At 37.0% G+C, this 25,652-nt stretch carries 22 protein-coding genes; 17 read left to right on the top strand and 5 right to left on the bottom strand.

Annotated features, from left to right (window positions below; genetic code table 11):
* Positions 1 to 92 precede the first annotated feature (92 nt).
* From CYP43_RS01740 to CYP43_RS01665, 16 genes are all read left to right on the top strand, one after another.
* The gene (locus CYP43_RS01740; RefSeq protein WP_021091684.1) at positions 93 to 629 is read left to right on the top strand and encodes a 50S ribosomal protein L25/general stress protein Ctc; all 537 of its coding nucleotides are present in this window, start codon (positions 93 to 95) and stop codon (positions 627 to 629) included.
* Positions 630 to 640: 11 nt separating this feature from the next.
* Positions 641 to 1,189, top strand: a complete 549-nt coding sequence (gene pth / locus CYP43_RS01735) for an aminoacyl-tRNA hydrolase (protein ID WP_103582284.1) — start codon at positions 641 to 643, stop codon at positions 1,187 to 1,189.
* A complete protein-coding gene (locus CYP43_RS01730) occupies positions 1,186 to 2,250 on the top strand; it encodes an LptF/LptG family permease (RefSeq protein WP_103582283.1) in 1,065 nt (354 codons plus the stop codon). The genes pth and CYP43_RS01730 overlap by 4 nt, the downstream gene beginning before the upstream one ends.
* Positions 2,251 to 2,305: 55 nt before the next feature.
* A complete protein-coding gene (lysA, locus tag CYP43_RS01725) occupies positions 2,306 to 3,529 on the top strand; it encodes a diaminopimelate decarboxylase (protein ID WP_103582282.1) in 1,224 nt (407 codons plus the stop codon).
* A complete protein-coding gene (pheA, locus tag CYP43_RS01720) occupies positions 3,513 to 4,592 on the top strand; it encodes a prephenate dehydratase (protein ID WP_103582281.1) in 1,080 nt (359 codons plus the stop codon). Before lysA ends, pheA begins: the two co-directional genes overlap by 17 nt.
* On the top strand, positions 4,592 to 5,689 hold the full coding sequence (hisC, locus tag CYP43_RS01715) for a histidinol-phosphate transaminase (protein ID WP_103582280.1): 1,098 nt from the start codon (positions 4,592 to 4,594) through the stop codon (positions 5,687 to 5,689). Before pheA ends, hisC begins: the two co-directional genes overlap by 1 nt.
* A 4-nt stretch (positions 5,690 to 5,693) precedes the next feature.
* Positions 5,694 to 7,391, top strand: a complete 1,698-nt coding sequence (fliF, locus tag CYP43_RS01710; RefSeq protein WP_103582279.1) for a flagellar basal-body MS-ring/collar protein FliF — start codon at positions 5,694 to 5,696, stop codon at positions 7,389 to 7,391.
* The gene (fliG, locus tag CYP43_RS01705) at positions 7,391 to 8,422 is read left to right on the top strand and encodes a flagellar motor switch protein FliG (protein WP_021091747.1); all 1,032 of its coding nucleotides are present in this window, start codon (positions 7,391 to 7,393) and stop codon (positions 8,420 to 8,422) included. Before fliF ends, fliG begins: the two co-directional genes overlap by 1 nt.
* A complete protein-coding gene (gene fliH / locus CYP43_RS01700; RefSeq protein WP_103582278.1) occupies positions 8,419 to 9,282 on the top strand; it encodes a flagellar assembly protein FliH in 864 nt (287 codons plus the stop codon). Before fliG ends, fliH begins: the two co-directional genes overlap by 4 nt.
* The gene (gene dxs, locus CYP43_RS01695) at positions 9,275 to 11,101 is read left to right on the top strand and encodes a 1-deoxy-D-xylulose-5-phosphate synthase (RefSeq protein WP_103582277.1); all 1,827 of its coding nucleotides are present in this window, start codon (positions 9,275 to 9,277) and stop codon (positions 11,099 to 11,101) included. Before fliH ends, dxs begins: the two co-directional genes overlap by 8 nt.
* Positions 11,102 to 11,173: 72 nt before the next feature.
* Positions 11,174 to 11,584 (top strand): Fur family transcriptional regulator, encoded by a 411-nt coding sequence (locus CYP43_RS01690; protein ID WP_054197019.1) that lies wholly within the window; start codon positions 11,174 to 11,176, stop codon positions 11,582 to 11,584.
* A gap of 139 nt (positions 11,585 to 11,723) precedes the next feature.
* Positions 11,724 to 13,130, top strand: a complete 1,407-nt coding sequence (locus CYP43_RS01685) for a CHAD domain-containing protein (RefSeq protein ID WP_258032123.1) — start codon at positions 11,724 to 11,726, stop codon at positions 13,128 to 13,130.
* A gap of 12 nt (positions 13,131 to 13,142) precedes the next feature.
* Entirely contained in the window at positions 13,143 to 13,853 is a 711-nt protein-coding gene (gene ubiE / locus CYP43_RS01680) for a bifunctional demethylmenaquinone methyltransferase/2-methoxy-6-polyprenyl-1,4-benzoquinol methylase UbiE (RefSeq protein WP_103582276.1), read from the top strand.
* Positions 13,854 to 13,857: 4 nt separating this feature from the next.
* On the top strand, positions 13,858 to 15,024 hold the full coding sequence (xseA, locus tag CYP43_RS01675; protein WP_103582275.1) for an exodeoxyribonuclease VII large subunit: 1,167 nt from the start codon (positions 13,858 to 13,860) through the stop codon (positions 15,022 to 15,024).
* A gap of 2 nt (positions 15,025 to 15,026) precedes the next feature.
* On the top strand, positions 15,027 to 16,106 hold the full coding sequence (serC, locus tag CYP43_RS01670) for a phosphoserine transaminase (protein WP_103582274.1): 1,080 nt from the start codon (positions 15,027 to 15,029) through the stop codon (positions 16,104 to 16,106).
* The gene (locus CYP43_RS01665; RefSeq protein WP_103582273.1) at positions 16,106 to 17,566 is read left to right on the top strand and encodes a class I SAM-dependent methyltransferase; all 1,461 of its coding nucleotides are present in this window, start codon (positions 16,106 to 16,108) and stop codon (positions 17,564 to 17,566) included. Before serC ends, CYP43_RS01665 begins: the two co-directional genes overlap by 1 nt.
* Positions 17,567 to 17,596: 30 nt before the next feature.
* Here the strand turns inward: CYP43_RS01665 and CYP43_RS01660 are convergent, their stop codons facing one another.
* Positions 17,597 to 18,337 (bottom strand): sulfite exporter TauE/SafE family protein, encoded by a 741-nt coding sequence (locus CYP43_RS01660; protein WP_103582272.1) that lies wholly within the window; start codon positions 18,335 to 18,337, stop codon positions 17,597 to 17,599.
* 152 nt (positions 18,338 to 18,489) lie between these two features.
* Between CYP43_RS01660 and CYP43_RS01655 the strand changes: the two genes are divergently transcribed.
* Positions 18,490 to 19,761 carry an anthranilate synthase component I family protein gene (locus CYP43_RS01655; RefSeq protein WP_103582271.1) on the top strand — a complete coding sequence of 424 codons (1,272 nt, stop codon included), beginning with the start codon at positions 18,490 to 18,492 and terminating at the stop codon, positions 19,759 to 19,761.
* Here CYP43_RS01655 and CYP43_RS01650 read toward each other — a convergent pair.
* From CYP43_RS01650 to CYP43_RS01635, 4 genes are read right to left on the bottom strand one after another with little or no spacing between them, the layout of a single operon-like run.
* Entirely contained in the window at positions 19,758 to 22,628 is a 2,871-nt protein-coding gene (locus CYP43_RS01650; protein ID WP_103582270.1) for a response regulator, read from the bottom strand. The genes CYP43_RS01655 and CYP43_RS01650 overlap by 4 nt on opposite strands.
* Positions 22,618 to 23,373: a hypothetical protein gene (locus CYP43_RS01645; RefSeq protein ID WP_103582269.1), complete on the bottom strand. Its 756-nt coding sequence runs from the start codon at positions 23,371 to 23,373 to the stop codon at positions 22,618 to 22,620. The genes CYP43_RS01650 and CYP43_RS01645 overlap by 11 nt, the downstream gene beginning before the upstream one ends.
* Entirely contained in the window at positions 23,370 to 25,187 is a 1,818-nt protein-coding gene (gene uvrC, locus CYP43_RS01640; RefSeq protein ID WP_103582268.1) for an excinuclease ABC subunit UvrC, read from the bottom strand. The genes CYP43_RS01645 and uvrC overlap by 4 nt, the downstream gene beginning before the upstream one ends.
* Positions 25,181 to 25,651 (bottom strand): hypothetical protein, encoded by a 471-nt coding sequence (locus tag CYP43_RS01635; RefSeq protein WP_180998626.1) that lies wholly within the window; start codon positions 25,649 to 25,651, stop codon positions 25,181 to 25,183. Before CYP43_RS01635 ends, uvrC begins: the two co-directional genes overlap by 7 nt.
* Between the last annotated feature and the right edge of the window lies 1 nt (position 25,652).

Genomic DNA, 25,652 nt, shown 5'->3' with positions numbered 1-25,652 from the left:
AACAGTAAAAGTGATCATTCTTAAATAAGCTTTATGTGAAATTTATAAAGCATTGGATAAAATCAGCACCTATTTTTTATGAAAGGAAAACGATGTTAGAAGGAATCGTTAGAGAGAGTATCGGTAAGAAGTCTGCAAAGGCTTTGAGAAGAGATGGTTATCTAATCGCCAACATTTATGGCAAGGGATTAGAGAATGTTGCAGCTGCTTTTAAAGTAAATGACTTTATAAAAGAAGCACGCAAAAAAGAGAGCCTTGCTTTTGATGTAAAAGTAGGCGGAAAAGTTTATAATGTCGTTATTGTTGATTACCAAAGAGATGTTGTTACAAGCGATCTTAAACACGTAGATCTAAAAGTAGCACTTCCAGGCGTTTTATCAAAATATATGATCCCAGTTAAGCCAGTTGGAACACCTATTGGTCTTAAAAATAAGGGCGTTTTGATCCAATCGAAAAGACGTCTTTGCGTAAAATGCACAGCTGAAAATTTACCAAATTCATTTGACGTTGATGTAAGCAAACTTGACATCGACGATACTATTTTGGTTCGTGATATCACAGCTCCTAAAGGCGTTACCATTGTAGACGCTGACCGTGTTGCGGTACTTGGAGTTATTAAAGCTAAATAAAAAGGGCTTTTGTGACACTAATAGCGGGGCTGGGAAATCCTGGCTCCAAATATGAAAACACTAGACACAATATAGGCTTTATGCTTATAGATCTCCTAAAAGACTCAAATTACAAAGATGTTAGCTCAGCCAAATTCCAAGGCGAAGTTTTTAAATTTAACGACATTATCTTGCTAAAACCAACAACCTTTATGAACCTCTCAGGTCAAAGTGTTAAAGCGGTAAAAGACTTTTATAAACCAGATAGGATAATCGTAATACACGATGATCTTGATCTTAGTTTTGGTGCAGTTAAATTTAAAAAAGGTGGCAGTAGTGGTGGGCATAACGGCATAAAATCAATCGATGGACTAATAGGTAACGAGTATGAAAGGGTACGTGTTGGCATTGGACACCTTGGTGATGCTAAAAATTTTGTCCTTGGTGAGTTTAGTGATGAGGAGAAAAAGGCTTTAGATGAAATTTTGGCCTACACAAAAAATGCAGTTTGCGAGCTACTAAAGAGCGACATCAACGAAATTTCGCAAAAATTTACGATAAAAAAAGGTCTTATCAAATGAAACTATACGCCAGATACGTTGGCTGGGTCTATATAAAATCTTTTCTTATCGTATTTTTAGCGCTTGAACTATTTTATGTTGGTATCGACCTACTTACAAATTTAAAAGATCTGCCACCATCTGCAAACCTTCAGCTCCTTTATGTTGGGCTTACATCGCTTAGTGCTATTGGATACGTTTTGCCACTTTCGCTCATTTTTGCACTAATAATTTTACATGTAAATATGGTCAGATCAAATGAGCTAATCAGTTTTTATGCGCTTGGCATTAGTAAAAATAGCTTAATTTTTCCACCATTTTTTATTGCACTTTTTGTAACTATTTTTTATGTTGGCTTAAATTTTACTCCATTTGCCTATGCGCACGACTATCAAAAAAGCATCGCTAAAAATACGGCTTTCTCAAAAAGCACAAATGATTCGTTTTTAAAATTTGAAGGCAAATTTATCTACATAAAAGAGCTAAATTCTGTGAATCAAATAGCAAATGATGTTAGAATTTTTGAGATAAATGGCACAAATTTACTCTCAACTACATTTGCAAATCACGCTAATTTTAAAGACAATGAGTGGATTTTAAAAGATGTTAATCAAACTCTTTTGCCGCAAATTTTAGAGCTTGGTGAGGCTGGTTTTAATAAAATACAAAGTGATAGCTTAGATGCGTTAAAAGGCTTTAAGCCAAAGAGTATTGAAAGCGCTGTTAGTGTTGAAAACTCAAAATTTAATATCCCAGATGCGATAAATTTTATAAAAACATTTAAAAATGAAGGTATTGGCCTTGATAGTGCAAAAACAGCTTTTTACAACCTTGCTATCGCACCATTTTTTGCACCATTTTTATTGCTCATTTTTTACTATCATTTACCTGTAACTGGTAGATTTTTTAATCTTGCACTTTCGACTTTTATCTTTGTTGTGATAACCCTTGTCGTTTGGGGACTGCTCTTTATTCTTGCAAAATTTGCACAAACTTCTGTGATCTTGCCAGAAATCGGCATAGTTTTACCAGTTATTTTACTTTTTGCATACGCCATTTATCTCATAAAATCGCATCGTTAAGCCAAATTTTGGTAAGCTTTTTGTAAAATCAAGCCATTTTAATAAAGGCTATTTTATGGATTTTAAAGAGCTTGCAAATAGATACAAAACCCCACTTTACATTTATGATTTTAACCACATAAAAAACCGCTATGAAGCACTAAAAAATGCATTTTTTGCTAGAAAATCTCTAGTTTGCTACGCTGTAAAAGCAAACTCAAATCTAAGTGTTTTGAAATTTCTAGCTAATCTTGGAGCTGGATTTGATTGTGTTAGCATTGGTGAAGTAAAAAGAGCACTTTTAGCAGGAGCAAAGAGATATCAGATTATTTTTAGCGGTGTTGGCAAGAGCGATGAAGAGTTAAAAGAAGCTTTAAAAAATGAGATTTTACTCATAAATGTCGAGAGCTTTGCTGAACTTTTAAGACTTGAAAAGATCGCAAAAGGGCTAAACTTAAATGCAAGAATTAGCATTAGGGTAAATCCAGGTGTCGATGCAAAAACTCACCCATATATCTCGACAGGGCTAAATGAAAATAAATTTGGCGTTGATGCTGAAACAGCTAAAAGAATGTACATCCACGCTAAAGCTTCAGACTCTCTTGAGCCAACTGGTATACATTTTCATATCGGCTCGCAACTAACTTCGCTAAGCCCGATAATAGACGCTGCAAATATCGTTAGCGAGCTTTTAAGAGAGCTAAGAGCACTTGAGATTGATATCAAATTTTTTGATGTTGGTGGCGGACTTGGCATCATCTATAACGATGAAAAAGAGATAAATTTATATGACTATGCACAAGGAATTTTGGGCGCACTAAAGGGTCAAGACGCAACTATCGTTTGCGAGCCAGGGCGCTTTATCGTAGGTAATGCTGGCTACTTTGTCGCAAGCGTTTTATATGAAAAATTTAATGGCAAAAAGAGATTTGTCATCACTGATGGCGCGATGAATGATCTTATTAGACCAAGCCTTTATGGTGCTCACCATGAAATTTTTGTTTGTGGCAAAGATAAAAATTTAGGCCCATGCGATGTGGTTGGTCCAGTTTGTGAAAGTGGCGACTTTTTAGCAAAAGATATAGAGCTGCCAGAGTGCGATAGTGGCGATATCATCGTGGTAAAAGGTGCTGGAGCTTACGGTTTTAGTATGAGTTCAAACTACAACACAAGAAACAGAGCCGCTGAAGTTTGCGTGCTTGATGGCAAAGATAGACTCATAAGAAGACGTGAGAGCTTTGAAGATGTCGTGGCACTTGAGAGAGAATTTTTGGAGAGCGCTGATGCAAGAGCTAAATGAGCTTAGAAAAGAGATCGATGCGATCGATGATCTCATCTTAAATAAACTAAATGAAAGGATGATTTTAGTTGAGCAAATCGGCAAGCTAAAACAAACTAGTGGGACGCCTATATATCGTCCTGAGCGTGAGCGAGCCATCATAAACCGACTAACTAGTCTTAGCAAAGACAAAGCTTTAAATAAAGCTGCTATTGAAGCCATTTATCTTGAAATTTTTGCTGTAAGTAGAAATTTAGAAATGCCTCAAAAGATCGTCTATTTAGGGCCTGAAGGCACTTACACGCATCAGGCGGCTCAGAGTAGATTTGGTGCGATGAGTTCATATTTGCCACTTGCGACCATCGAGGCGGTTTTTACAAAGCTAGCTCAAAAAGAGGCGAAATATGGCGTTGTGCCTATTGAAAATAATACCGAAGGCGCTGTTGGCGCTACGCTTGATTGTTTGAGTAAATTTAGTGATATAAAAATAGTTGCTGAGCTTTATGTGGATATCCATCATAGCTTTGTTAGCATAAATGAAAATTTAAAAGAGATAAAGCGAATTTACTCGCATCCGCAAGGCTACAACCAGTGCCGTAAATTTTTAGAAGATCACCTGTTAAATGAGGTCGAATTTATCCCAGCAAAATCAACCGCAGCAGCTGCATATATGGCATCAATGGATAGAAATTCAGCTGCCATTTGCTCAAAGATCGCAGCAAAAATTTATAACGTACCGATCGTTTATGAGACGATTGAAGACAATATGGCTAATAGAACGAGATTTTTGATTTTAAGCGATTTTAAAAATGCAAGAGTTGAAAGCTCGAAAACTTCGATCCTAGCAAAAACTGATCATAGTCCAGGACGCCTTGCTGATCTGCTTTCTATCTTTAAAAATGAAAATATCAATATCACAAAACTTGAGTCACGCCCTATTAAGCAACGCGAATTTAAGTCTATTTTTTACCTTGACTTTGAAGGGCATATCGACGATGAGAAGGTGCAAAACGCCTTTGAACTCGCAAAAGAGAGTGGCGCTGAGATAACATGGCTTGGAAGCTATTTAAACGGAGATGAGTAATGAAATTTAATGACTTTTTAGATGATCTAGTAAATTACGAGGCTGGAAAGCCAATCGAGCTTGTAGTTAGAGAATTTGGTATCGAGGCAAAAGATGTAATCAAGCTAGCTAGTAACGAAAACCCTTTTGGTACGAGCAAACGCGTAGAGGAGACGCTAAAAGAGGTCGCTAAAAAAGCGCATCTCTATCCAGACGATAGTTACTTTGAGCTAAAAGAAGGGCTGGCTAAGAAATTTGGCGTAACTAGCAAAAATTTAATCATCGGCTCTGGAAGTGACCAGATCATAGAATACGCACTTCACGCAAAGACAAATAAGCAAAGTGGCGTTTTGATGGCTGGTGTGACATTTGCGATGTATGAAATTTATGCAAAACAAACTGGAGCTAAAATTTACCGCACAAAGAGTGTAGAGCATGATCTGGGTGAGTTTTTAGAAATTTATAACGCGCACAAAGATGAAATTTCTATCATTTTTCTTTGCCTGCCAAACAACCCTTTGGGCGAGTGCATCGATGCCGATGAGGTCTATAAATTTATAAAAAATATTGGTGAAAACACGCTTGTTGTGCTTGATTGTGCCTACAATGAATTTGCAAAATTTAAAGATAGCAAAAAAGAGATAAGGCCAAGCGAGGTGGTGAAATTTAAAAATGCCATCTATCTTGGAACATTTTCTAAAGCTTATGCGCTTGGTGGTATGCGCGTGGGATATGGTGTGGCAAATGAAGAGATCATAGGTGCTCTCTCAAAACTAAGAGCTCCGTTTAACATCACAACTCCAAGCCTAAGAGCTGCGATCGTGGCACTTGGTGATGATGAGTTTGTGCAGCAAACCATGCAAAATAACTTTGAGCAAATGAAGAGATATGAAGAATTTGCAAAGCAAAATGGCATTGAGTTTATCCCAAGCTATACGAATTTCATAACTTTTAAATTTAACGAGCCAAAATCAAGCCAGATATGCGAAAAGATGCTAAAAAAGGGTATAATTTTGCGAGATCTAAAAAGCTATGCCTTAAATGCGGTGAGAATCACCATCGGTCAGGCATGGCAAAACGATAGGGTTTTTGAAGAATTAAAGCAAATTTTAAAGTAGGGATATGGATTTTAAGGCATTACTTCATCAAATAAGTCAAATTTATCAAAAGCTTTCATTAAAGCAAAAAATCGTTGCAGCTAGCTCTATCATCTTGGTCGTGGCATTTTTAGTGTTTTTAACACTTTATAAAAGCAAAAATGAAAATTTTGCAGGTTATAGCGTCCTTTTTGAAAACATTAGCCCAAATGATTCTGCCTTAATACTTGATCAGCTAAACAAAGATGGAATTAAATATAAATTAGCAAACGAAGGCACTATTCTTGTGCCAACGAGTGATGTCTATAAAGAGCGTATCGCTGTTGCAACGCTTGGAATACCAAAAGAGAGCAAAATCGGCTTTGAAATTTTTGATAAGCAAGAATTTGGTGCGACTGATGCCGAGCAGAGAGTAAAATTTCAAAGAGCGCTTGAGGGTGAGCTAGCTAGAACGATCGAGAGTCTTTCTTCTATCCAAAAAGCGACTGTTCGTATCGCTATCCCTAAAGAGAGCGTCTTTACTGAAAGACAAGCACTGCCAACCGCTTCTATCGTCGTTGAGCTAAAGCCAGGCGTTAGTTTAAATGCGAAGCAAATTTTTGGCATTAAAAACCTAGTTGCTGCCTCAGTTACAAATTTAAGCACAGAAAATGTCAAGATAGTAAATCAAGACGGCGTCGCACTTGGCGATGAAGATGGTGAGTTTGATAGTGACGCTATAGCCCAGCAGATACGCTATAAACGTGAGTTTGAAAATAACTATGAGCAAAAGATCGTAAATGTGCTAGCTCCTATCGTGGGCGGTGCGGACAAGGTCGTAGCAAAGGTAAATATCGACTTTGACTTTGACAAAAAAGATACAAAAAGTGAAGTTTATGACCCAAATAACGTCGTAAGAAGTGAAAGCAATATCGAGGAAAAACGCCAAGGCTCAGCACCAAATGAAGTGGGCGGCGTACCAGGTGCGGTTAGCAACATAGGCCCTGTTCAAGGCCTTGATGATAACACTTTAAAAGAGCAGTACAATAAAAGCTCACAGCAGACAAACTATGAAATTTCAAAGAAAGTAACAAGCATCAAAGGACAGTTTGCTAGCATAAATAGAGTGAGTGCGGCTGTCGTTATAGACGGACTTTATCAGAGTAAAAAAGATAGCAACGGCAAGCCAACTGGCGAGGTGGAATTTACTCCACTTTCTAAAGAGCAAAGAGAATCAATCACAAATTTAATCAAACAATCAATCGGCTATAACCAAAATAGAGGCGATGAAGTAAGCTTAGATAACTTTGAGTTTAAAACCGGCAAAGATATAAGCGCTAGTGAGAAAATGGATGGCTTTGTGAATAACTATGTGGTGCCATTTATGCCACTACTAAAATATATTTTTGCAGCATTGTTGCTTTATATTTTCTATAAAAAAGTCATTGTGCCATTTATGCAAAAGATGCTTGAAGAGACAAAAGAAGAAGAGGAGCAAGTTCAAGATGGTCTTGAAGATATTGAGGTAGATGCTGAAGATACACTTGAGAAATTTAAAGCTGCTCGCAAAAAGGTCGAAGAGCAACTAGGACTTAGTGGCGATTTTAATGAAGATGAATTAAAATACGATGTTTTACTTGAGAAAATGAGAGCGATCATCACAGAAAGAAATGAAGAGATAGCAATGCTACTTCAAGATATGGTAAAAAATGACAGCGACTTTAATATGCGTAAGGAAATTTGATGTCAATAAAGCTAAATGACAAGCAAAAAATGATTTATGATGATCTATCGATGCCTGAAAAGATTGCTATTTTGCTGATTCAGCTTGGCGAAGAGGCAACTGCTCTTATATTTTCTCACATGGATGTTGATGTCATCACTGAAATTTCAGGCTATATCGCAACCGCGAAAAACATAGACAAACAAGTCGCAAGTGCCGTACTAGAAGAATTTTACGCGCTAATGCAGTCAAATCAATATATGAGAAGTGGCGGTTTAGAGTACGCAAAAGAAATTTTGTACCGCACATTTGGTCCAGAGGCAGCTCAGAAAATTTTAGACAAGCTTGCAAAAAGCATGGAAAACTCAAAAAGCTTTGGCTATCTTGATAAGATAAAACCACAGCAACTCGCAGACTTTATCATAAAAGAGCACCCTCAAACCATAGCGCTAATACTAGCTCACATGGACTCAACAAGTGCTGCTGAAACGCTTAGCTTTTTCTCAGATGAGCTAAGAAGCGAAGTCGTTATTAGAATGGCAAATCTTGGTGATATTAGCCCATCGGTAATTAAGCGTGTTTCAACCGTACTTGAGGGTAAACTCGAAAGTCTTACATCTTATAAAGTCGAAGTTGGCGGTCCAAGAGCTGTGGCAGAAGTGCTTAATAGACTTGGGCAAAAAGCTAGTAAAAGCACGATTGAGCGTATTGAGCAAAGCGATGATAAGCTTGCAACAACGATTAAAGAGCTTATGTTTACATTTGAAGATATTATCAACCTTAACGCAACTGCGATTAGAGAAATTCTTAAAAATGTCGACAAAAAAGACCTTATGGTCGCATTTAAGGGCTCAAGCGACGGCATAAAGGATAAATTTTTATCAAATATGTCTCAGCGTGCAGCAGAAGCTTTTAAAGAGGAGATGCAATATCTTGGTGCGGTGCGTGTAAAAGATGTTGAAGAGGCTCAAAGACGCATAGTAGAGACAGTGCAAACTCTAGCTGATCAAGGTGTGTTCCAAGTCGGCGAAGCAGATGAGATGATAGAATGAAAAGCAGCGTAATAACCAGTGAAACTTCTCCAGCTCACTTTATAGAAAATTACAGATTTAAGGTGCTTGGAGTTGGAGAGCGAGCCGCAGATAGTGCTCCTGTATTGATAGAAGAAAATAATCTTAGTGAAGAGCTAAGTGAGCAAAATTTTGGGCAAAAGGGTGAAAATTTCATTCCTCAAACTAGCCACCAAACGCAGGCAAACTCACAAAATCACTTTGCTCCTCAGGCTCAAAGTCCACAAATACAGCAAGCAGGTGAGTCGAGCTTTGTCGAAGAACTGCTTAAAAAAACAGATGAGCTAAGTAGCAATATCATCAAACTTCAAATGCAAATAGAAAATCAAGAGAGCGAATTTGCTAAACGCCTTGAGGCTGAAATTTCTCGTGCAAAAGAGGATGGCAAAAATGAGGGTATCGCCCAAGCAAATGCGGCAAATGAAGCAAGGATAAATGAGTTAGAGGCTAGATTTAGCACTTCAGCTGCAAAACTTGAAGAGCAGTACGTTAAATTTGATGAGTTTTTAAATAAGATCGAGGGTGAGCTTGGTCAAACTGCTATAAAAATCGCAAAAGAAGTAATCGATAAAGAAATTTCAACCTCTTCAAATCAGATCGCTCATCATCTAGCAAGCTCGCTTATAAAAGAGCTAAGTAATGTCAAAAATATAGAAATTCGTGTAAATCCTGAAGATAGTGAGTATCTAAAAGAGCAATTTAGCAAGAATGAACACGTCAAGATAAGTGCTGATGATGCTATAAGCAAAGGCGGTGTGGTTATTATAAGTGATGGTGGCAATATCGATGCGACTATACAAACAAGGCTAGAAAAACTAAAAATGCTGGTAAATAATGAATAAAGACGTTAAAAGTTTAGATGTTGATGAACTAAACGCACTTTGTCATGACATCAGGGATAAAATTTTAGCCACCGTTAGCAAAAATGGCGGTCACCTTAGCTCAAACATCGGTGCAGTTGAGATCATTGTGGCGATGCATAAAATTTTTGATGTGACAAAAGATCCATTTATTTTTGATGTGAGCCACCAAAGCTATGCACATAAGCTGCTGACTGGACGCTGGGAGAGCTTTGATACGCTTAGAAAATTTAACGGCATCAGTGGCTATACAAAGCCAAGCGAGAGTAACTTTGACTACTTTGTGGCAGGTCATAGCTCGACATCCATTTCGCTTGCAGTTGGTGCTGCAAAGGCTATAAAACTTAAAAACGAAGATCGTATCCCAGTAACTGTCATAGGCGATGGCTCACTAAGTGGCGGAATGGCGTACGAGGCGCTAAATGAGCTAGGCGATAGAAAGTACCCTTGCGTCATCATCCTAAACGACAACGAGATGAGCATAAGCAAGCCCATAGGCGCGCTTAGCAAGTATCTAAGCCAGATGATGGCAGGGCAGTTTTATCAAAAATTTAAGGGCAGGGTTGAGAAATTTCTAAGCTATATGCCAGATTCAGCTGCATATATGGCTAGGCGTATCGAAGAGGGTATAAGGCTTATAACTCCTGGCATGTTTTTTGAAGAGCTTGGACTTGAGTATATTGGGCCAGTTGATGGACACGATTTAGGCGCACTTCTTAGCACATTTGAGACAGCAAAAAGTATGAAAAAACCAGTCATTGTTCATGTGCAGACACTAAAGGGCAAAGGATATGAATTTGCTGAGGGGTGCTATGAAAATTGGCACGGAGTTGGGCCATTTGATCTAAAAAGTGGCGAATTTATCAAAAGACAGTCAAACAAGTCAGCCACGGCGATCTTTAGCGAGCGGCTTTTAAAGATGGCAAGAGAGCATAGTGACATCGTTGGCGTAACGGCCGCGATGCCAACAGGTACTGGTATGGACGCCTTGATACAAGAATTTCCAGACCGCTTTTGGGACGTAGCGATAGCTGAGCAGCATGCAGTCACATCTATGTCAGCCATGGCAAAAGAGGGCTTTAAGCCATTTGTCGCGATATACTCGACATTTATGCAAAGAGCCTACGATCAGGTCATTCACGATGCTTCTATTTTAAATTTAAACATCACGTTTGCGATGGATAGGGCTGGTATCGTAGGTGAGGATGGCGAAACGCATCAGGGTGCGTTTGATATAAGCTTTTTAAACGCTGTGCCAAACATGGTTCTTTTTGCCCCAAGATGCGAAGAGAGTATGAAAAATGTTATGGAATTTGCCTACTCTTACAAGGGTGTTAGCGCATTTAGATATCCGCGTGGGGCATTTATCTTAAGAGATGAGTTTGAAGCTAAGCCACTTGAGTTTGGCAAGGGTGAAATTTTAGCTGACGCAAAGAGTGATATCGCATTTTTAGGCTATGGTAACGGCGTTGGTAGGGCAAATTTGGTTAGAAATTTACTAAGTGGCAAGCTTGATGCGATATTGGTTGATCTTGTCTTTGCAAAGCCGCTTGATAGTGAGCTTTTACTGGATCTTGCAAAACGCACTAAAAAATGGTACATCTTTAGCGATAGTGCCAAAAAAGGTGGTATTGGTGAGATAGTAAGTGCATTTTTACAAGAAAATAAAATTTCAAATATAAGCGTCATTAGCTTTGAGTATGAAGATAAATTTATCCCACATGGTTCAACTGCTGATGTTGAAAAGTATCTTGGTATAAGTGCCGAGCAGATTACCAAAAATTTACTAGAAAATAATTAATATCATTTAATAAAGTAACGTTTAATATTATTTTTGCTAGCATAAGCCAAAATAAAAACAAGGAAAAGCATTATGCAATACGTATCATTATTAAAGCAATCTGGGCTAAAAGTCACGCCACAGCGCCTTAGCGTTTTAAGAATTCTTGATCGCCACACGCATCCAACGATTGATGAGCTTTATGATGAGATTTTAAAAGAGAGCCCATCAGTTTCTCTTGCGACAGTTTATAAAAATTTAAATACTTTAAAAGACGAAGGTCTCGTAGTCGAAGTAAATATCGTCAATCAAAAAGCTAGATACGACATCTACGAATATCCACATATTCATGTAGTTTGCGAAAGCTGTGGAAGCGTTGAGGACGTGAGCTACGATGATGCTGAGCTTGGCAAATATCAAGAGGCACTAGAAAAGAAGATCGGAAATATAATAGAACGTCTAAATATCGTAGCTAGCGTAAAAAGCTGTAAACACTGTAAGTAGAATTTATGTTGCTATTTAGCAGCATAAATTCCATCTTTTTTCTTATAAAAATACTTTTAAAATAAACCTAGATTTAGCATTTTTCTCATTGTTTTAAGCACTAACTTGCTAAAATGAACAAAAAATTTTGGAGAAAAATGTGAGTTTGGAGATAGAGCGTAAATTTTTACTCAAAAATTCTCAAATTCTAGATTTTTTAAAAGAAGCTGGAGTAGTCTTTAAACATCTTGAAATTTCTCAATTTTATACCAAGATAACGCAAAATGAAGAGATTCGCTTTCGAAGTGAAGAGGATAAATTTATAAAAACTGTAAAGATCGGCAAAGATCTAATCAGAGAAGAAAATGAAGAATTTTGCGAAAAAGTGGAGTTTAAAAAGGCTCTTAAAAACCGCATCGGTAGCGTCATCTTAAAAGATAGATACACTTTTAAACTAAATAACAATCCTTGCAATATCGATATTTTTAAAAATGAACTAAACGGGCTTTGTACATTTGAAATCGAATTTAGCGATGAAAATGAAGCCGTCTTTTTCAAGCTGCCACCATTTTTAGAAAATTTTTGCCTAAGTGATGTAACTTGCGATAAAAGATATAAAAACAAATTTCTTGCCATCCATGCTAATGAAAATGAACAAATCGACTACAAAAGAGCCTATAAGATCATAAAAGAAAAAGAAATTCTTCCAAATTTTGCTGCAAATCTAAAAAGCGGCGAGGCGCTAAGAGTCCTTTTTGTTAGTATTTTTAAAGTAATAAAAAGGCTAAAAAACCAGTATTTGATAGACAAAGATGAAGAAGTTTTGCATGAGCTTCGCGTAAATTTAAGAAAGGTTAGATCGATCCTTAAAATTTTTAGTGGCGTTTTTGATGAGAAAGTGACACTTTTTTTTGGTGAGAATTTTAAAATGCTTGCAAACTCGACAAACAAAAAGCGAGATTTGGATGTATTTTTGAGCTTTTTAAACGAGCAAAAACATGCAAATGAGCCTATATATTTTGTGAAAAAGGCTCTAGATTTAGAGTATGAAAATGTAAAAAGCTACCTTGGTAACGAAGAAAACTACGCATTTTTAAAAGAGTGGGAGATATTTTTAAATGAGGGTGAATTTTATAAGTCAAAACTCTTTGATGTAAGCCTTTCGCGCCTTGGTTCGTTTAAGCTTAGAATGCTTTTAGTTTTAGCTCAAAAAAGGCTAAAAAGCCTTAATCAAGACTGCCCAAATGAGAGCTTTCATGATCTTAGGATAGAGCTTAAAAAGATGAGATATACATACGAGTTTTTATGTGAAGTTTTCTATTTTGAAGGGCTTAAAAAGTATGAAGAGAAGCTAAAGCAGATGCAAGAAATTTTTGGCAATCTTCAAGACTATGACGTCTGGCTTGGTATCCTTAAAAGGCTTCCAGAAATGCCAGATAAAGAGAGGCTCGAGAGTAAAATTTACAAGCAAATTTATAAAAGTAGAGAAGAGATACTAAAAAAGCGTCTTAAATTTATAAAAGCAACTCGCAAAATTTCAAGAAATTTAAAAATTTACTACATATAAAAGGGCAAATTTATGCAAAAACAAGAAAAAATCGTTGATATGTTTAACCAGATCGCTCCGACTTATGACGTCGCAAACAGAGTGCTAAGTCTTGGTGTGGACGTGAGTTGGAGGAAATTTGCCTGCAGATATATGCTAGAAATTTTTAAAAATAAAAGCATAAATATCGTGGATGTGGCTTGTGGCACTGGCGATATGATGGGGCTTTGGAGTGAAATTTCAAAAGAATTTGGCGTGCAGATAAAAAGCCTCACTGGCATCGATCCCTCAAGTGGTATGCTAAAAGAGGCTAGGGCGAAATTTCCAAATTTTAAATTTATAGAGGCATACGCTGACAACACAACGCTCGCAAGCGGTGAGGCTCAAATTTTAAGCATAAGCTATGGCATCAGAAATGTGGTCGAGCGAAAGGCGGCACTTAGGGAGTTTAACAGAGTGCTTGATTTAAATGGCTACGTAGTTGTACTTGAATTTACAAAACGCCAGAAAAAGGGCCTTATAACCTCGCTAAGAGATTTTTACTTAAGTAAAATTTTGCCAAAAATTGGTGGCTTTATCTCAAAAAACAAAGAGGCATACGAGTATCTGCCTAGTTCGATCGAAAATTTCTTGGACGCAAAGAGCTTTTGCGACGAGCTAGCCGAAGCTGGCTTTGAGATAGAGCTTTGCAAGGGCTTTAGCATGGATATCTCGACACTATTTATCGCTAAAAAGGTAAGATAAGTCAATGCTTAGTGTTTCTGAGCTAAACGAAAAAGCAAAGGCACTGCTTGAAGCCACACTTGACTACGTCGAGGTAAGCGGAGAAATTTCGCGCCTTACTAAGCACGCTTCTGGGCACTGGTACTTCACGCTAAAGGATGAGAAGTCAAGCATTTCAGCCGTGATGTATCGCATGAATAACCAAAAGGTCAAATTCTTACCAAAAGATGGCCTAAAAGTAAAAATTTATGGCAAAGTGACCATTTATTCGCCAAGTGGGTCGTATCAGCTAGTGGCTAGTGCGATGCTGCCTGATGGCGAGGGTGAGCTTGAGCTTGCGTTTAGGCAGCTTAAAGAAAAGCTCGAAAATGAGGGCCTTTTTGACATTGCTGCAAAAAAAGAGATACCAAATTTACCTAAGAAAATAGCCCTTGTCACAAGCGCTACTTCGGCGGCGCTTCAGGATATGCTAAAGGTCGTGACTAGTCGTTGGAAATTAAGCGAAATTTATATTTTTGACGCGCTAACTCAGGGTGAAAATGCCCCAAGCTCGCTCATAAAGGCTTTACGAAGAGCCGATAAATACGGCGTTGATGTGATAGTTTTGGCTCGCGGAGGTGGTAGTAAAGAGGATCTTTGGTGCTTTAACGACGAGGGCTTGGCGCGTGAAATTTACGCCACCAAAACGCCAGTCGTAAGCGCTATAGGACACGAGATAGACTATGTTATAAGCGACTTTGTGGCAGATCGTAGGTCGCTTACGCCAAGTGCAGCTATGCTTGATCTGCTGCCTGATGAAGAGGCGTTTTTCCAGTATCTTGATAGGCTCAGCGACGATCTTGATAGCGCTTTAAATTTAAAGATCACCAAAAAGCAAAATTTGCTAAATGTCCTTCTTTCTAAATTTTCATCAAATGCTCTAAAAGCTATGATCGAGCTAAAATTTAGCGAGGTGACAAATAAGCAAAACGCCCTAGCAAATGCCGTGCAAAGAAAAATTTTAGTCCTTGGCTCGGCTCTTAGCTCGCTAGAGAAGGCTTATGAGATGAGAGAGCTCTTTTTTGAGAGAACGAAGGGACTTATTGAGGTTAGAAAAGATGGCAAGAGAGCCGATCTTAGGGATTTAAAAATAGACGATGAGATAGAGCTCATCTCGCAAAATACACATAAAAAAGCAATAATCAAGGAGTAAAAATGAGTAGAAAAATCAACTTTAGCGCAGGTCCAAGCGCGATACCACTAAGCGTTTTAGAGCATGCAAAGGCCGAATTTACCGACTACAGAGGCGAGGGCTACTCGATCATGGAGATCAGCCACAGAAGCAAGACCTTTGAAGAGATCCATTTTGGCGCGATGGAGAAGATAAGAAAGCTTTACGGCATCGGCGATGAGTATGAAATTTTATTTTTGCAAGGCGGCGCACACTTGCAATTTAGCATGATACCAATGAATTTATGCCAAGGCGGCAAGGCGCAGTACGCAAACACTGGCGTTTGGACAAACAAGGCGATCAAAGAGGCAAAAGTGCTTGGCGTAAATGTAGATGTCGTAGCAAGCAGTGAGGATGAAAATTTCTCTTACATCCCTGATGTGAAATTTAGTGACGATGCCGACTACGCCTACATCTGCTCAAACAACACGATTTACGGCACGCAGTATAAGGCTATGCCAAAGACAAAATCTCCACTTGTTGTCGATGCTTCGAGCGACTTTTTCGCTAGACCGCTTGATTTTAGCAGTATCGGCTTGCTTTACGGTGGTGCTCAGAAAAATGCAGGTCCAAGCGGCGTGACTATCGTCATTTTAAGAAAAGACCTAGTTGATCGCGTGAGCAGCCAAAACGTCCCTATGTTTTTGCGCTACAAAACGCACGTAGAGGCAAACTCACTCTATAACACACCGCCAACTTTTGGAATTTATCTTTTAAATTTAACCATGCAGCACCTACTAGATCTTGGCGGACTTACCGAGGTTGAGAAGATAAATGCGAAAAAAGCAAGCACGCTTTATGACATCATAGATAGCTCAAATGGCTTTTACGTGGGACATGCCAAAAAATTAAGCAGGTCAGATATGAATGTGAGCTTTACGATACCAAAAGATCATGCGCTTGAGCCAGTTTTTGTCGAAGAAGCACTAAAAGAGGGCATGCTAGGGCTAAAAGGTCACAGACATCTTGGTGGCATAAGAGCATCTATCTACAACGCCGTTAGCCAAAGCGACGTTGAGAAACTTGGTGAGTTTATGAGAGAATTTGCAAGAAAACATAGCTGATGAATAAAACAAAGAAAGCTTACGATGAAATTCCTTATTTCTCGGCTGCATTTAGCGACTGCTCGCCAGTTAGGATAGAAGCGGTTGCTAAATTTCTGGGACTTAAAGCAGCTAGCCTAAAAGAGGCTAGAGTGCTTGAGCTTGGCTCATCATATGGCGGTAACATCTTGCCATTTGCCATTTCACATAAAAATGCAAAAGTCGTTGGTATCGACATCTCAAGCCATCAAGTGGCTGAAGGTAACAAAGTAGCAAAGCAGATAGGTTTAGAAAATTTTACTCTGCTTGAGCGAAATTTTTTGCACATGAACGAAAGCGATATAAAAGAGCTTGGAAAATTTGACTATATTATCGCTCATGGTGTTTATAGCTGGGTGAGCCCAAATGTAAGAGATGCGCTGCTTGCCACGATTAAGGCACTACTTAGCAAGGATGGCATCGCTTATGTTTCGTATAATACCTATCCTGGCTGGAAGAGCCTTGATATTTTAAGAGATTTTATGCTTTTTGTAAGTTCAGGCAACGACAGCAAAGAAGCACTTGCTCATGTGAAAGGTGAGTTAAATTTTTTGCAGGATTATTTGAAATTTAGCCTGCAAAACCAAAGTGATGTCGTATACAAAGATAGCATGAAGCTTCTTCTAACACAGCTAAATTTCTTACAAGGTATCATCGCAAAGGGCAATGATTATTATATATTGCATGACTTTTTAGAGGCAAGCAACGAGCCAATCTACTTTCATAAATTTGCTAAACATATCGACAAGCACGGACTTTGCTACGTCATAGACGCTTCGCTAAATGATATCTTTGCAAGCTCAACTGGGATTTACCGCTTTGATGCACATATCGAGCAAAATTACAACTCTCGCATCAAAAAAGAGCAACTAAACGACTTTTTGTTTAATAGATCATTTAGAAAAAGTCTCATCGCTCACAAGGAGAGGCTTGGTGGTGCTGAGGACTTTGATGCAGTGCTTGGAGAGAGTGAGCTTGATAGGATTTATTTTGCATATTTTAGTGAGCAGTCAAGGACTAAAACGCAAGAAATTTTAAGCAAAAGCTATCCACAAAGCTTAAATTTAAGCGAAGTAAAAACGGCACTTGGTGAGAATGCAAATGAAGCTTTTGTGGGACTGCTTGAAATTTTAAACGATCAAAACACTAAAATTTCTTCTTCAAAACTTGCAGCACTTATCTATGAGCCCGGCAAAACTAGACTAAAGCCTAGAACTGCTGCGTATCTTGAGTATTTTTTAAATGCTAGCTCGCCAGTTATCTCTTTGGCAAATGAGCTAAATGGCAAGTTAAATTTAAGCCATGAAGAGATCAAGGCCGCTTTAAAATTTGATGGCAAAGCTAGTTTAGAAGATATCGCAAAGAGCGTAAATTTAAGTAAAGATGAGCTAGATAAGCTTGCTTTTAAATTAAGCGAAGCCTACTTTTTTGAAGAAATTTAAGACTAGCTAGCCTAGCCTTAAATTTTTGATTTAGCCAAATATCATATCTTTTAAGATTAGAGTTATCATCAAAATATAAAAGAGTAAAAACCACTTTTTAAGTGCTTTTTTGTCCATAGCTTGTGTTTTCTTGGTGCCAAAGTAAGCTCCTATTAGTGAGCCAAGTCCTAGGAATGTACCCTCTAAATAAGAGATGTGGCCGTTTAAAGATAGTGAGATAAAGCCTGAAATGGCTGCAAACATCACGAAAAATACTCCTATTGAAACGGCTTTTTTCATATCATAGCGCAAGAAGCCAACTAAAATAGGAGCTATAAAAACCCCACCGCCTATGCCTATACTAATGGCAAGTGCACCTATGAAAAAACCAACTAGAAATAGTAAAAACACTGAGTTGTTCGCATTTGTACCGTCACTATTTGGTGTGAAGTATAGTTTTATGAGTGAAAAGATAAAAGTTGCAAGCAAGAGCAGTTCGAGTAAGAGCTCAGGTGTATGAGATACGATTATGCCACTAAAGCTAGCTCCGACCAATCCTCCAAGACCTAAAAATACGCCGCGGTTTAGTTTTAAAAGCCCAGCTTTATAGTTTAGGTATGAGCCAAAAGTCGCACTAAATATCATCTGCATGACGCTTATACCAATAGCTGTTTTCACGTCATATCCAAAGGCGACCATTATAGGAACAACGACTGTGCCGCCACCGATGCCAAAAAAGCCAGCGATGTATCCAACGCCGATACCAATTATAAAAAGTTCAACAAAAAGCATAAATTTCCTTTTACGAGTGCCAAATTTTAGCCAAGCGGTGTTAAAAAAATAGTAAAAAGGTGAAATTTGGGCATAAATTTAGAAATTTGATAAAAATTTTAAAAACTAAAAGCGAACTTTTTTTATAATCATTTAAAATTTAAAGGAAAAAAATGCTCTTAGAACAACCACTTTTTTATTACGAAGCAATCAGAGAGAAATTTAAAAATAGCTACCTAGCCGAGGATAAGACGCAAACGATTATAGGCATTGATTGTGAATACATCGATGAAAAGGATATGGATTTTTATGGGCTTAGAAGTTATTTTGATACAAATCGTAATAAATCTTTAGCTCCATTTGCAGGTCTATTTGGTGTTTTTGCTTATGATGGTGTGAGATATTTTGAATATATCAGAGAAGAGAAAGCTAAAAAGTATGAATTTCCAAAATTTATCTATGCCGATGCAAAGGCCTATCTGCACTTTGACAAGATGAGTAAAATTTATACATTTTATGGAGATAAGAATAAATATTATGACTTTTTGCTTGATGCGAAAGTTGAATGTAAAAGCAAAGAGCAGAGTAAATTTAGTATAAAAACTGATCTTGGTAAAGAAAAGACACACTTTGAGGATATGGTTGAGTTAGCAAAAGAGTATATAAGAAGTGGCGATGTCTTTCAGGTGGTGCTTGGTGAATTGCTTGAAATTTCAACGAATATGAGCAGTTTGGAATTTTATAAAAAGCTCTCACTTACAAATCCAAGCCCATATATGTTTCATTTTCCTACACCTTATGGCGATGTGGTTGGCTCTTCGCCAGAGCTTGTTTTTGAGATGAAAAGTGGGCAAATTTTTGTGGCACCAATTGCGGGCACAAGACCTAGAGGAAGTGATGCAAATGCAGATGCGGCACTTGAAAATGAGCTTTTAAGTGACGAAAAGGAGCTGGCTGAGCACAAGATGCTAATTGATCTTGCTAGAAATGACATTGGCAGGGTTTCAGAACCAAAAAGTGTAGCTGTAAGAAATGCGATGCATATCCAAAAATATGAAAAAGTAATTCATATCGTAAGTGATGTCTATGGCAAGTGCGCCAAAGGGCTTGATCTTTTTGACGTCTTAGCTAGTATTTTCCCAGCTGGCACGCTAAGCGGAGCCCCAAAAATAAGAGCTATGCAGATAATCAATGAGCTTGAAATTTCTGAGCGAAATATCTATGGCGGCGGCATTGGATTTTTACATTTTAATGGCGATGCTCAGGTTGCTATTCTTATTCGCTCAGCCATCTTTGTGCCAGGTGAAAATGGATTTAGTGATGTATTTGTGGGGGCTGGAGCTGGTATAGTTTATGACTCAAAGAGCGAAAGAGAATACGCCGAAATTTGTCATAAGCGAGCAAGCGTGCTAAATGTATTTAAAAATAACGCAAAAGAGTTTTAGGCGTTAAACTTAATAAATTCATAAGAGCTTTTAGCATAGCTAGTGCCCATAGAATCGATTTGCTCTCTTACTGTAGCTGAAAGCTCTGCTTTTGTGATATTTTTGGCTAACACTTTTACAAAAGAAAATTCACTTCTTTCTTGTGCGCCAAATATCAGCACTCTTGTATCAACCTTTTGGCTTTGTCTTATCTTATCAACAACTCTTGTTAGCTCTTCGTAGTTGAAGCCTTTTACGTTTTCATCTATAAGAACGATACCGTAAGTTTTGGTTTTTATCTTTGTTAATAGCTCATCAAAGCTATTTGTGGTTTCAAGTGTGTTGTAAAATTCCCCTAAAGCTGAGCTAAATATTTTATTTTCCATTGGTGATTTCTTAAATAAAATAATATTTTCGCTTTTTGCCAGATAGCTTTCATCTATTGCAATCTCGCCAAAATTTGGCAAAAATTTTCTAAAAATTTGAGCCAGTTCGTCGCTATTTATTGGCGTTTTTATATAGGCATTGAAGTATTCTTTGACGCTGTCTCCATCTATATTTGAAGTATTTGAAAGCATTAGTATAATTGGAATTTTTGCATTTTGTATGGCCGCTTTTATAAGATCAAGATTTTTTTGAAGGCTATTTTTTTCAGCTTCGAAAAATTTCGAGCCAACAAAGATAAGGTCAAAATCGCCTTGCTTTATGGCTTGTTTTAGATCTTTTTTATTACAAACTCCAACAACTTCGCAGTTAAATTTACTAAAGCCATTTGCTGTTATATCTATGTAAATTTCATTAGTATCGCAGATCAAAATTTTTGGTTTATCGTTTAAATTTTTATTCATAATATCAGCTTCGTCTAAGCAAAGTAGCCTTGTGATGCTTAACGGAGTTAGCGGATCTTTTAAAATGAGCGGATTTTTAATATCTTGGCCTTGCTTATTGGTGTTTCTTAAAAATATAGCATCATAATTTTTTGTAATAGATGGACTAGTGCTTGTTAGCATATCTACTTTGAGCCCAAGGTCTTTTGTAGTCTGCTCAAAAGCTTCGTTGTAAGCGACATTTACATCTTGCAAGAATGCTAATTTATGATTGCATTTTATATCAAAGTCTTTATAGTTTGATGTTGTTTTAAAAATGACTACAAATTTAAACTCATTGCCAATACTTGGAAACGAGTTAATCTCCAGCTTACTTTCTAAATTTTTTAAATAAATTTGAGCGATTTTTAGATAAAACTCGCTCTCATCATTATTTAAGCTATTCTCATCATCTGAAAATATATCTGAAATTTGCTTTTCACTCATGGCAGCTGAGCTATTTTTTATGCTAAAGCTTACAGAACAAAGTCCACTTCTATCAAACTCTTTTTGAACTTTTTTGATAGCGATGATAATATTTTGATGTCTTAAAGACATTGATAAAGATGCCAAAAAGATAGAGTTAAATGCGGTTTTTAATGAATTTAGATTTCCTTCTAGTTCATTTGCAAGGCTTGGATCAAGGTAGCTTATAAAATTTATCTTTTTGCTTTGCGAATAGACAATATTTGCTTGCAAAATTTCTTCAAAGCTTTTTTGAGGATCAAATATCTCGGTTTTATTGCATTCGCTATATTTTTTAACATTTGAGATATTTTTAGCATTGTTATAAAGCGAAGTCATGATATTTGCATTTTTTTCTATCGTATCTATAAATACTTGCTTTTTGCTATTATTTGTTTCTATTTTTAAAGCCGCAGTCGATGTAAAAATTTCTTTATTAATGGACTCTAGCTTCTTGCTCACTGATAAAATATATCTATCTTTTATCTGAAAAAAGCTGCTATCTTTTATATAGGTTTCTTTTAGATCTTCATAAGTTTTTATGAGCTTTGATATCGCATTATCCGCACTTGTCTCTTTTGATGATAGGATATAGTTTGATATGTATTTTGACTTATCGATAAGTGTCTTTAAAAATTTCAACCTAGCAGAAATGCTAAGCAAAGATAAAATGAGCAAGCCACAAAGCAAAAACTCAAAAAAGGTCTTTATACCATAGCTTATTTTCTCGCTCTCGGTAAGTTCTAGTAGCTCATTTTTTATGTTTATGGCACTATCTAATAAAAGTATAAATTTATCATCTTCATACTGTTTGATTAAGATAATATCTTCGATATTTAGTTTTTCAGAAAATGCGATCTTGGCTTTAGCTTCTCTTATTTTTTTAGCTTGATAGTTGGCTTCAAACTGGTTAAAGTCTTTATAAATATTCTCTTTTAGCTCACTTTTTGGAAGCATATCAAGATTTGGCGCGTTGTCTTTTACGGAATATATATTTTCTCTCACATTATTGTTTATCGAAAATAAAGGGCCATTTATAAAGATATTTTTTACGTAGTATTTAGTGTTGTTTGCTAAAGAGAGTTGATTGTAAATTTTACTTAAAGTTGCGGCATAAGCTTTTATTATAAGCGGAAAGTCTCGGTCTAAGTCTTGTTTAAAATCGCTATCTATTTCTCCATTTATATTTTGGAAAAATTCGTAAAATAGTTCATCAAATTTATCATTTTGATTTATATTTGCTAGCAATTCTTTTAATTTATTTATATTTCGTATCTCAGTGCGATCGTCTTTTCTTATAGAATTTATAAATTTTTGTGTATTTTTTAATGTGTTATCCCGCAACCTTTTTATATCTTCTTGGCTTTTGCCTATTAGCGTATCGTGCTCTTGTATTACAGATTTTATAGTTTGAAATACTAAGGATTGTTTATATAGTTTTTCATTTAGATCTTTTAGATCTGTGAATTTTTTATAGCTTTCATTTCCGCTATATGCGCAAAAGATCGCTGAAATTATTATTGGCGCTAACAATATATAAAATTTATTATTTTTCATGGATACTCTTTTTGCTATATTTTTTGACGATATTTTCTATCTCAATTAGTCTTTTGGTAAAAAGAGACATCTCTTTCATTTTTCCATTTTGATTGTTATCTAAAAAAGCGTTAAGCTCATTTGCAAGGTTATTAAGCTTTAAATTTAATGCAGCTTCTCTTATCTCATCTACGTATTTTTTGAGCATTATCTCGTCTTTTGCGATTGTGGCTGATTGGATCTGGATAAGAATTTCTCTTGCGTTGTGCAAAAATATATTTAAATAGGATGCAAAATCTTTTTTATTTAAATTTAGTATTTTAAGCGATGTTTCAAACCAGGAATCATCGATAAGTGATTGTGTCTGTGTATCAAAAAGATACCATGCGTTTAGTTTAAAAACAGGCAGTCTTAGTGTAGGTTTTACTTTTACTGCTGCTATTAGATTTTGGTTGTTTATTATGTCTTGCTTCTCTAAAAGCACGATAAAAAATTTTTCACCATTTTTTAAAATAGCATTTTGCAATCTCGCTTCTAGTAAGATCGCACCACCATCTTTTCTTTTTAAATTTACTCTAGCGCTATTATCTTTCGTATTTTGTAAAAATTCTAAGAAGCTGTAGTTTGTGCTTTCTTGGCTTGTTATGACTAGCTCACTTATATCTTTGTATTGCAACAAAAAATCATCTAGACTATCAAAACCTAATAGCTCAAGTGAATCTTGCGTTATCGCAGATATTTTTAAATTTTCATCATATATTATCACTTCAAATTTCCTTCTTTGAGTACTGCAAGCTTTTCTGCTACGCTTTTATTTGTTATTTTTGCCACTTCGTCTAAATTCGCTTCGCTGATTTTATCAAAACTTCCGTAAAAGCTGATTAATTTCGCGATACTGCCCTCGGATACGCCAGCTTGCTTTAGAATTGATCTTTGCATATCGTTTTTCTGCCTTGTTTTTCTGTGAAAGCTAATGACAAATCTATGGCTCTCATCACGCATTTTTTGGAAAAACTGTAGCTTTTTATCGCTCGTGCTTAGGTTAAAGCTGCCATTTTTTGTGTAAATTTTATCTTTCGCCTCGCCTTTTGCGCGGTGAGCTTTGGCATCGATCTTCTCTTTTGAAATGGCTATCACATCTACGTTTGCGCCACTGCTTGCTAAAATTTCACAGGCTAAGTTTAAAAGCACTTCGCCCCCGTCAATCACCCAAAGATCAGGCGGGCTAAGCTTGTCAAATCTAAGCGCTCTGGCTGTCAAACTCTCTTTCATCTGATCGTAGTCGTTTTTGGAGTTTAAGTGCATGTGGCGGTAGTTTTGCTTTGCCCACTCGCCATGCTCGTAGCGCACCATCGCTCCGACACTTGCCTCGCCAAAAAGGTGTGAGTTGTCGTAAGCCTCGACCACGTAAGGCGTGTGAGCTAGGTCAAAGTACTCTTTTATCTCGTTTAATAGCACGTTATCGTGCGTTTTTAGATATTTTTCGATGCTAACTTCAGCGTTTTTTGTAGCGATCTCACAAATTTTACGCTTATCACCTATTTTAGGGCAAGTGATGCTAAATTTACGCCCAAATCTTTCGTTTAAAATTTCCTCCACCAGCTCACTATCTTCAAAGCTCTCATGCACATAAATTTTGGTGCTAATTATCGGCTGTCCAGCTATGAAGCTTTTTAAAATAGCCTGCTTATAAGCTTCGTTTATCTCATCTTTTTGAGCATTTTTGGCCTGCGTGATGTCAGTTTTTACGCCTGTTATCTTGCCACTTTGCACACTAAATCTCACCGCACAGATCATATCGTGTGCGCAAGCGACCGAGTATGCCTCAAAGTCTTCAAGCTTGGCTAGATCAACTTCAACCTTTGTTTGCATGTTTTTAAGTGTTTGTATCTTATCTCTAGTCGTGGCTGCTTGCTCGTAGTCTTCGGCCCTGGCGTAGTTTAGCATGAGCTCTTCAAGGCGAGCGATGAGCAAATTTGGATTTTGTAAGGCCGCGATAGCTTCGTTTACGATCTTAGCGTAGTTTTCTTTTGAAATTTTACCTTCACACGGGGCATAGCAGCGTTTTAGCTGATAAAAAAGGCAGGCTTTTTTGCCTTTGATGCAGGACTTTTTCTGAACGAGATTGTAATTTAGATAAAGCGCCTCAAGCAGCTCGCTAGCTCCGCTAAAATATGGCCCAAAATAGCGGATATTCGAGCCTTTTACTACTTTTCTAGTGATCTCGAATCTTGGAAAATCATCATTTAAATTTATAAAGATATAAGGATAGGTCTTGTCGTCACGAAGCAAGATGTTGTATTTTGGCTTAAGCTGCTTTATGAATGAATTTTCAAGTATGAGCGCGTCTGCTTCGCTTGGTGTGACGATGTATTCAAGATGCACAGCTTCGCTTATCATCTTTGAAATTCTTGGGCTTAGTTTTTCAGCCGGAGCTAGGCTTGGGGTAAATTTAAAGTAGCTTTTGACCCTATTTTTTAAAATTTTGGCCTTACCAACGTATAAGAGCCTATTTTGCGTGTCAAAATACTGATATACGCCAGGCTCGTTTGGAAGCGTTCTTATCTCGTCTATTAGCATCTTGCCTGCTCATTTTTCTTGAGCAAAATTTCTCTTAGCTCTTCAAATTTCTGGTGTATTTGCTCGTCTTTTGCTAAATTTTTAAACTCGCCTTTGCTAGCTGGCGCATAAAAGATGGCACTTTGCTCTTTTTGATTAAAAAATTTTAAAAATTTGCTCACGACAAATCTTATATTTTCTTCTTTTTTGTTTTTTGTATAGTTGATTTCGTTAATAGGCTTTGGAGCAAGAATACTGTTAAAAACGCTATTTTTATTAAATTTGCAAAAGGTTTTTAATAACCTTTTTATATCATTTATACTACTATCACGCCTAAGCTCTAAAAGCCCAGTGGGATGAGTAAGAACAAAGGTCAAAACACCTTCTCTAACGTAGCAAAAAGCTATATAAAATCGTTTTGCTTTCCCCATAAGCTCTAAAAGCTGTTGGCACTCATTTGCCATGCTTAATTTTTCTTTATACAAA

Origin of the sequence: Campylobacter concisus (assembly GCF_002913045.1) — a bacterium.
GTDB lineage: Bacteria > Campylobacterota > Campylobacteria > Campylobacterales > Campylobacteraceae > Campylobacter_A > Campylobacter_A concisus_AP.
Note: the sequence above shows the minus strand (reverse complement) of the source record. Positions and strands in the feature narration are given on the sequence as shown.

Bases quoted from the DNA above. Each gene is read 5' to 3' on its own strand.
- CYP43_RS01740 (WP_021091684.1), top strand. From the start codon at position 93: ATGTTAGAAGGAATCGTTAGAGAGAGTATCGGTAAGAAGTCTGCAAAG.
- CYP43_RS01730 (WP_103582283.1), top strand. From the start codon at position 1,186: ATGAAACTATACGCCAGATACGTTGGCTGGGTCTATATAAAATCTTTT.
- lysA (WP_103582282.1), top strand. From the start codon at position 2,306: ATGGATTTTAAAGAGCTTGCAAATAGATACAAAACCCCACTTTACATT.
- pheA (WP_103582281.1), top strand. From the start codon at position 3,513: ATGCAAGAGCTAAATGAGCTTAGAAAAGAGATCGATGCGATCGATGAT.
- hisC (WP_103582280.1), top strand. From the start codon at position 4,592: ATGAAATTTAATGACTTTTTAGATGATCTAGTAAATTACGAGGCTGGA.
- fliF (WP_103582279.1), top strand. From the start codon at position 5,694: ATGGATTTTAAGGCATTACTTCATCAAATAAGTCAAATTTATCAAAAG.
- fliG (WP_021091747.1), top strand. From the start codon at position 7,391: ATGTCAATAAAGCTAAATGACAAGCAAAAAATGATTTATGATGATCTA.
- fliH (WP_103582278.1), top strand. From the start codon at position 8,419: ATGAAAAGCAGCGTAATAACCAGTGAAACTTCTCCAGCTCACTTTATA.
- dxs (WP_103582277.1), top strand. From the start codon at position 9,275: ATGAATAAAGACGTTAAAAGTTTAGATGTTGATGAACTAAACGCACTT.
- CYP43_RS01690 (WP_054197019.1), top strand. From the start codon at position 11,174: ATGCAATACGTATCATTATTAAAGCAATCTGGGCTAAAAGTCACGCCA.
- ubiE (WP_103582276.1), top strand. From the start codon at position 13,143: ATGCAAAAACAAGAAAAAATCGTTGATATGTTTAACCAGATCGCTCCG.
- xseA (WP_103582275.1), top strand. From the start codon at position 13,858: ATGCTTAGTGTTTCTGAGCTAAACGAAAAAGCAAAGGCACTGCTTGAA.
- serC (WP_103582274.1), top strand. From the start codon at position 15,027: ATGAGTAGAAAAATCAACTTTAGCGCAGGTCCAAGCGCGATACCACTA.
- CYP43_RS01665 (WP_103582273.1), top strand. From the start codon at position 16,106: ATGAATAAAACAAAGAAAGCTTACGATGAAATTCCTTATTTCTCGGCT.
- CYP43_RS01660 (WP_103582272.1), bottom strand. From the start codon at position 18,337: ATGCTTTTTGTTGAACTTTTTATAATTGGTATCGGCGTTGGATACATC.
- CYP43_RS01655 (WP_103582271.1), top strand. From the start codon at position 18,490: ATGCTCTTAGAACAACCACTTTTTTATTACGAAGCAATCAGAGAGAAA.
- CYP43_RS01650 (WP_103582270.1), bottom strand. From the start codon at position 22,628: ATGAAAAATAATAAATTTTATATATTGTTAGCGCCAATAATAATTTCA.
- uvrC (WP_103582268.1), bottom strand. From the start codon at position 25,187: ATGCTAATAGACGAGATAAGAACGCTTCCAAACGAGCCTGGCGTATAT.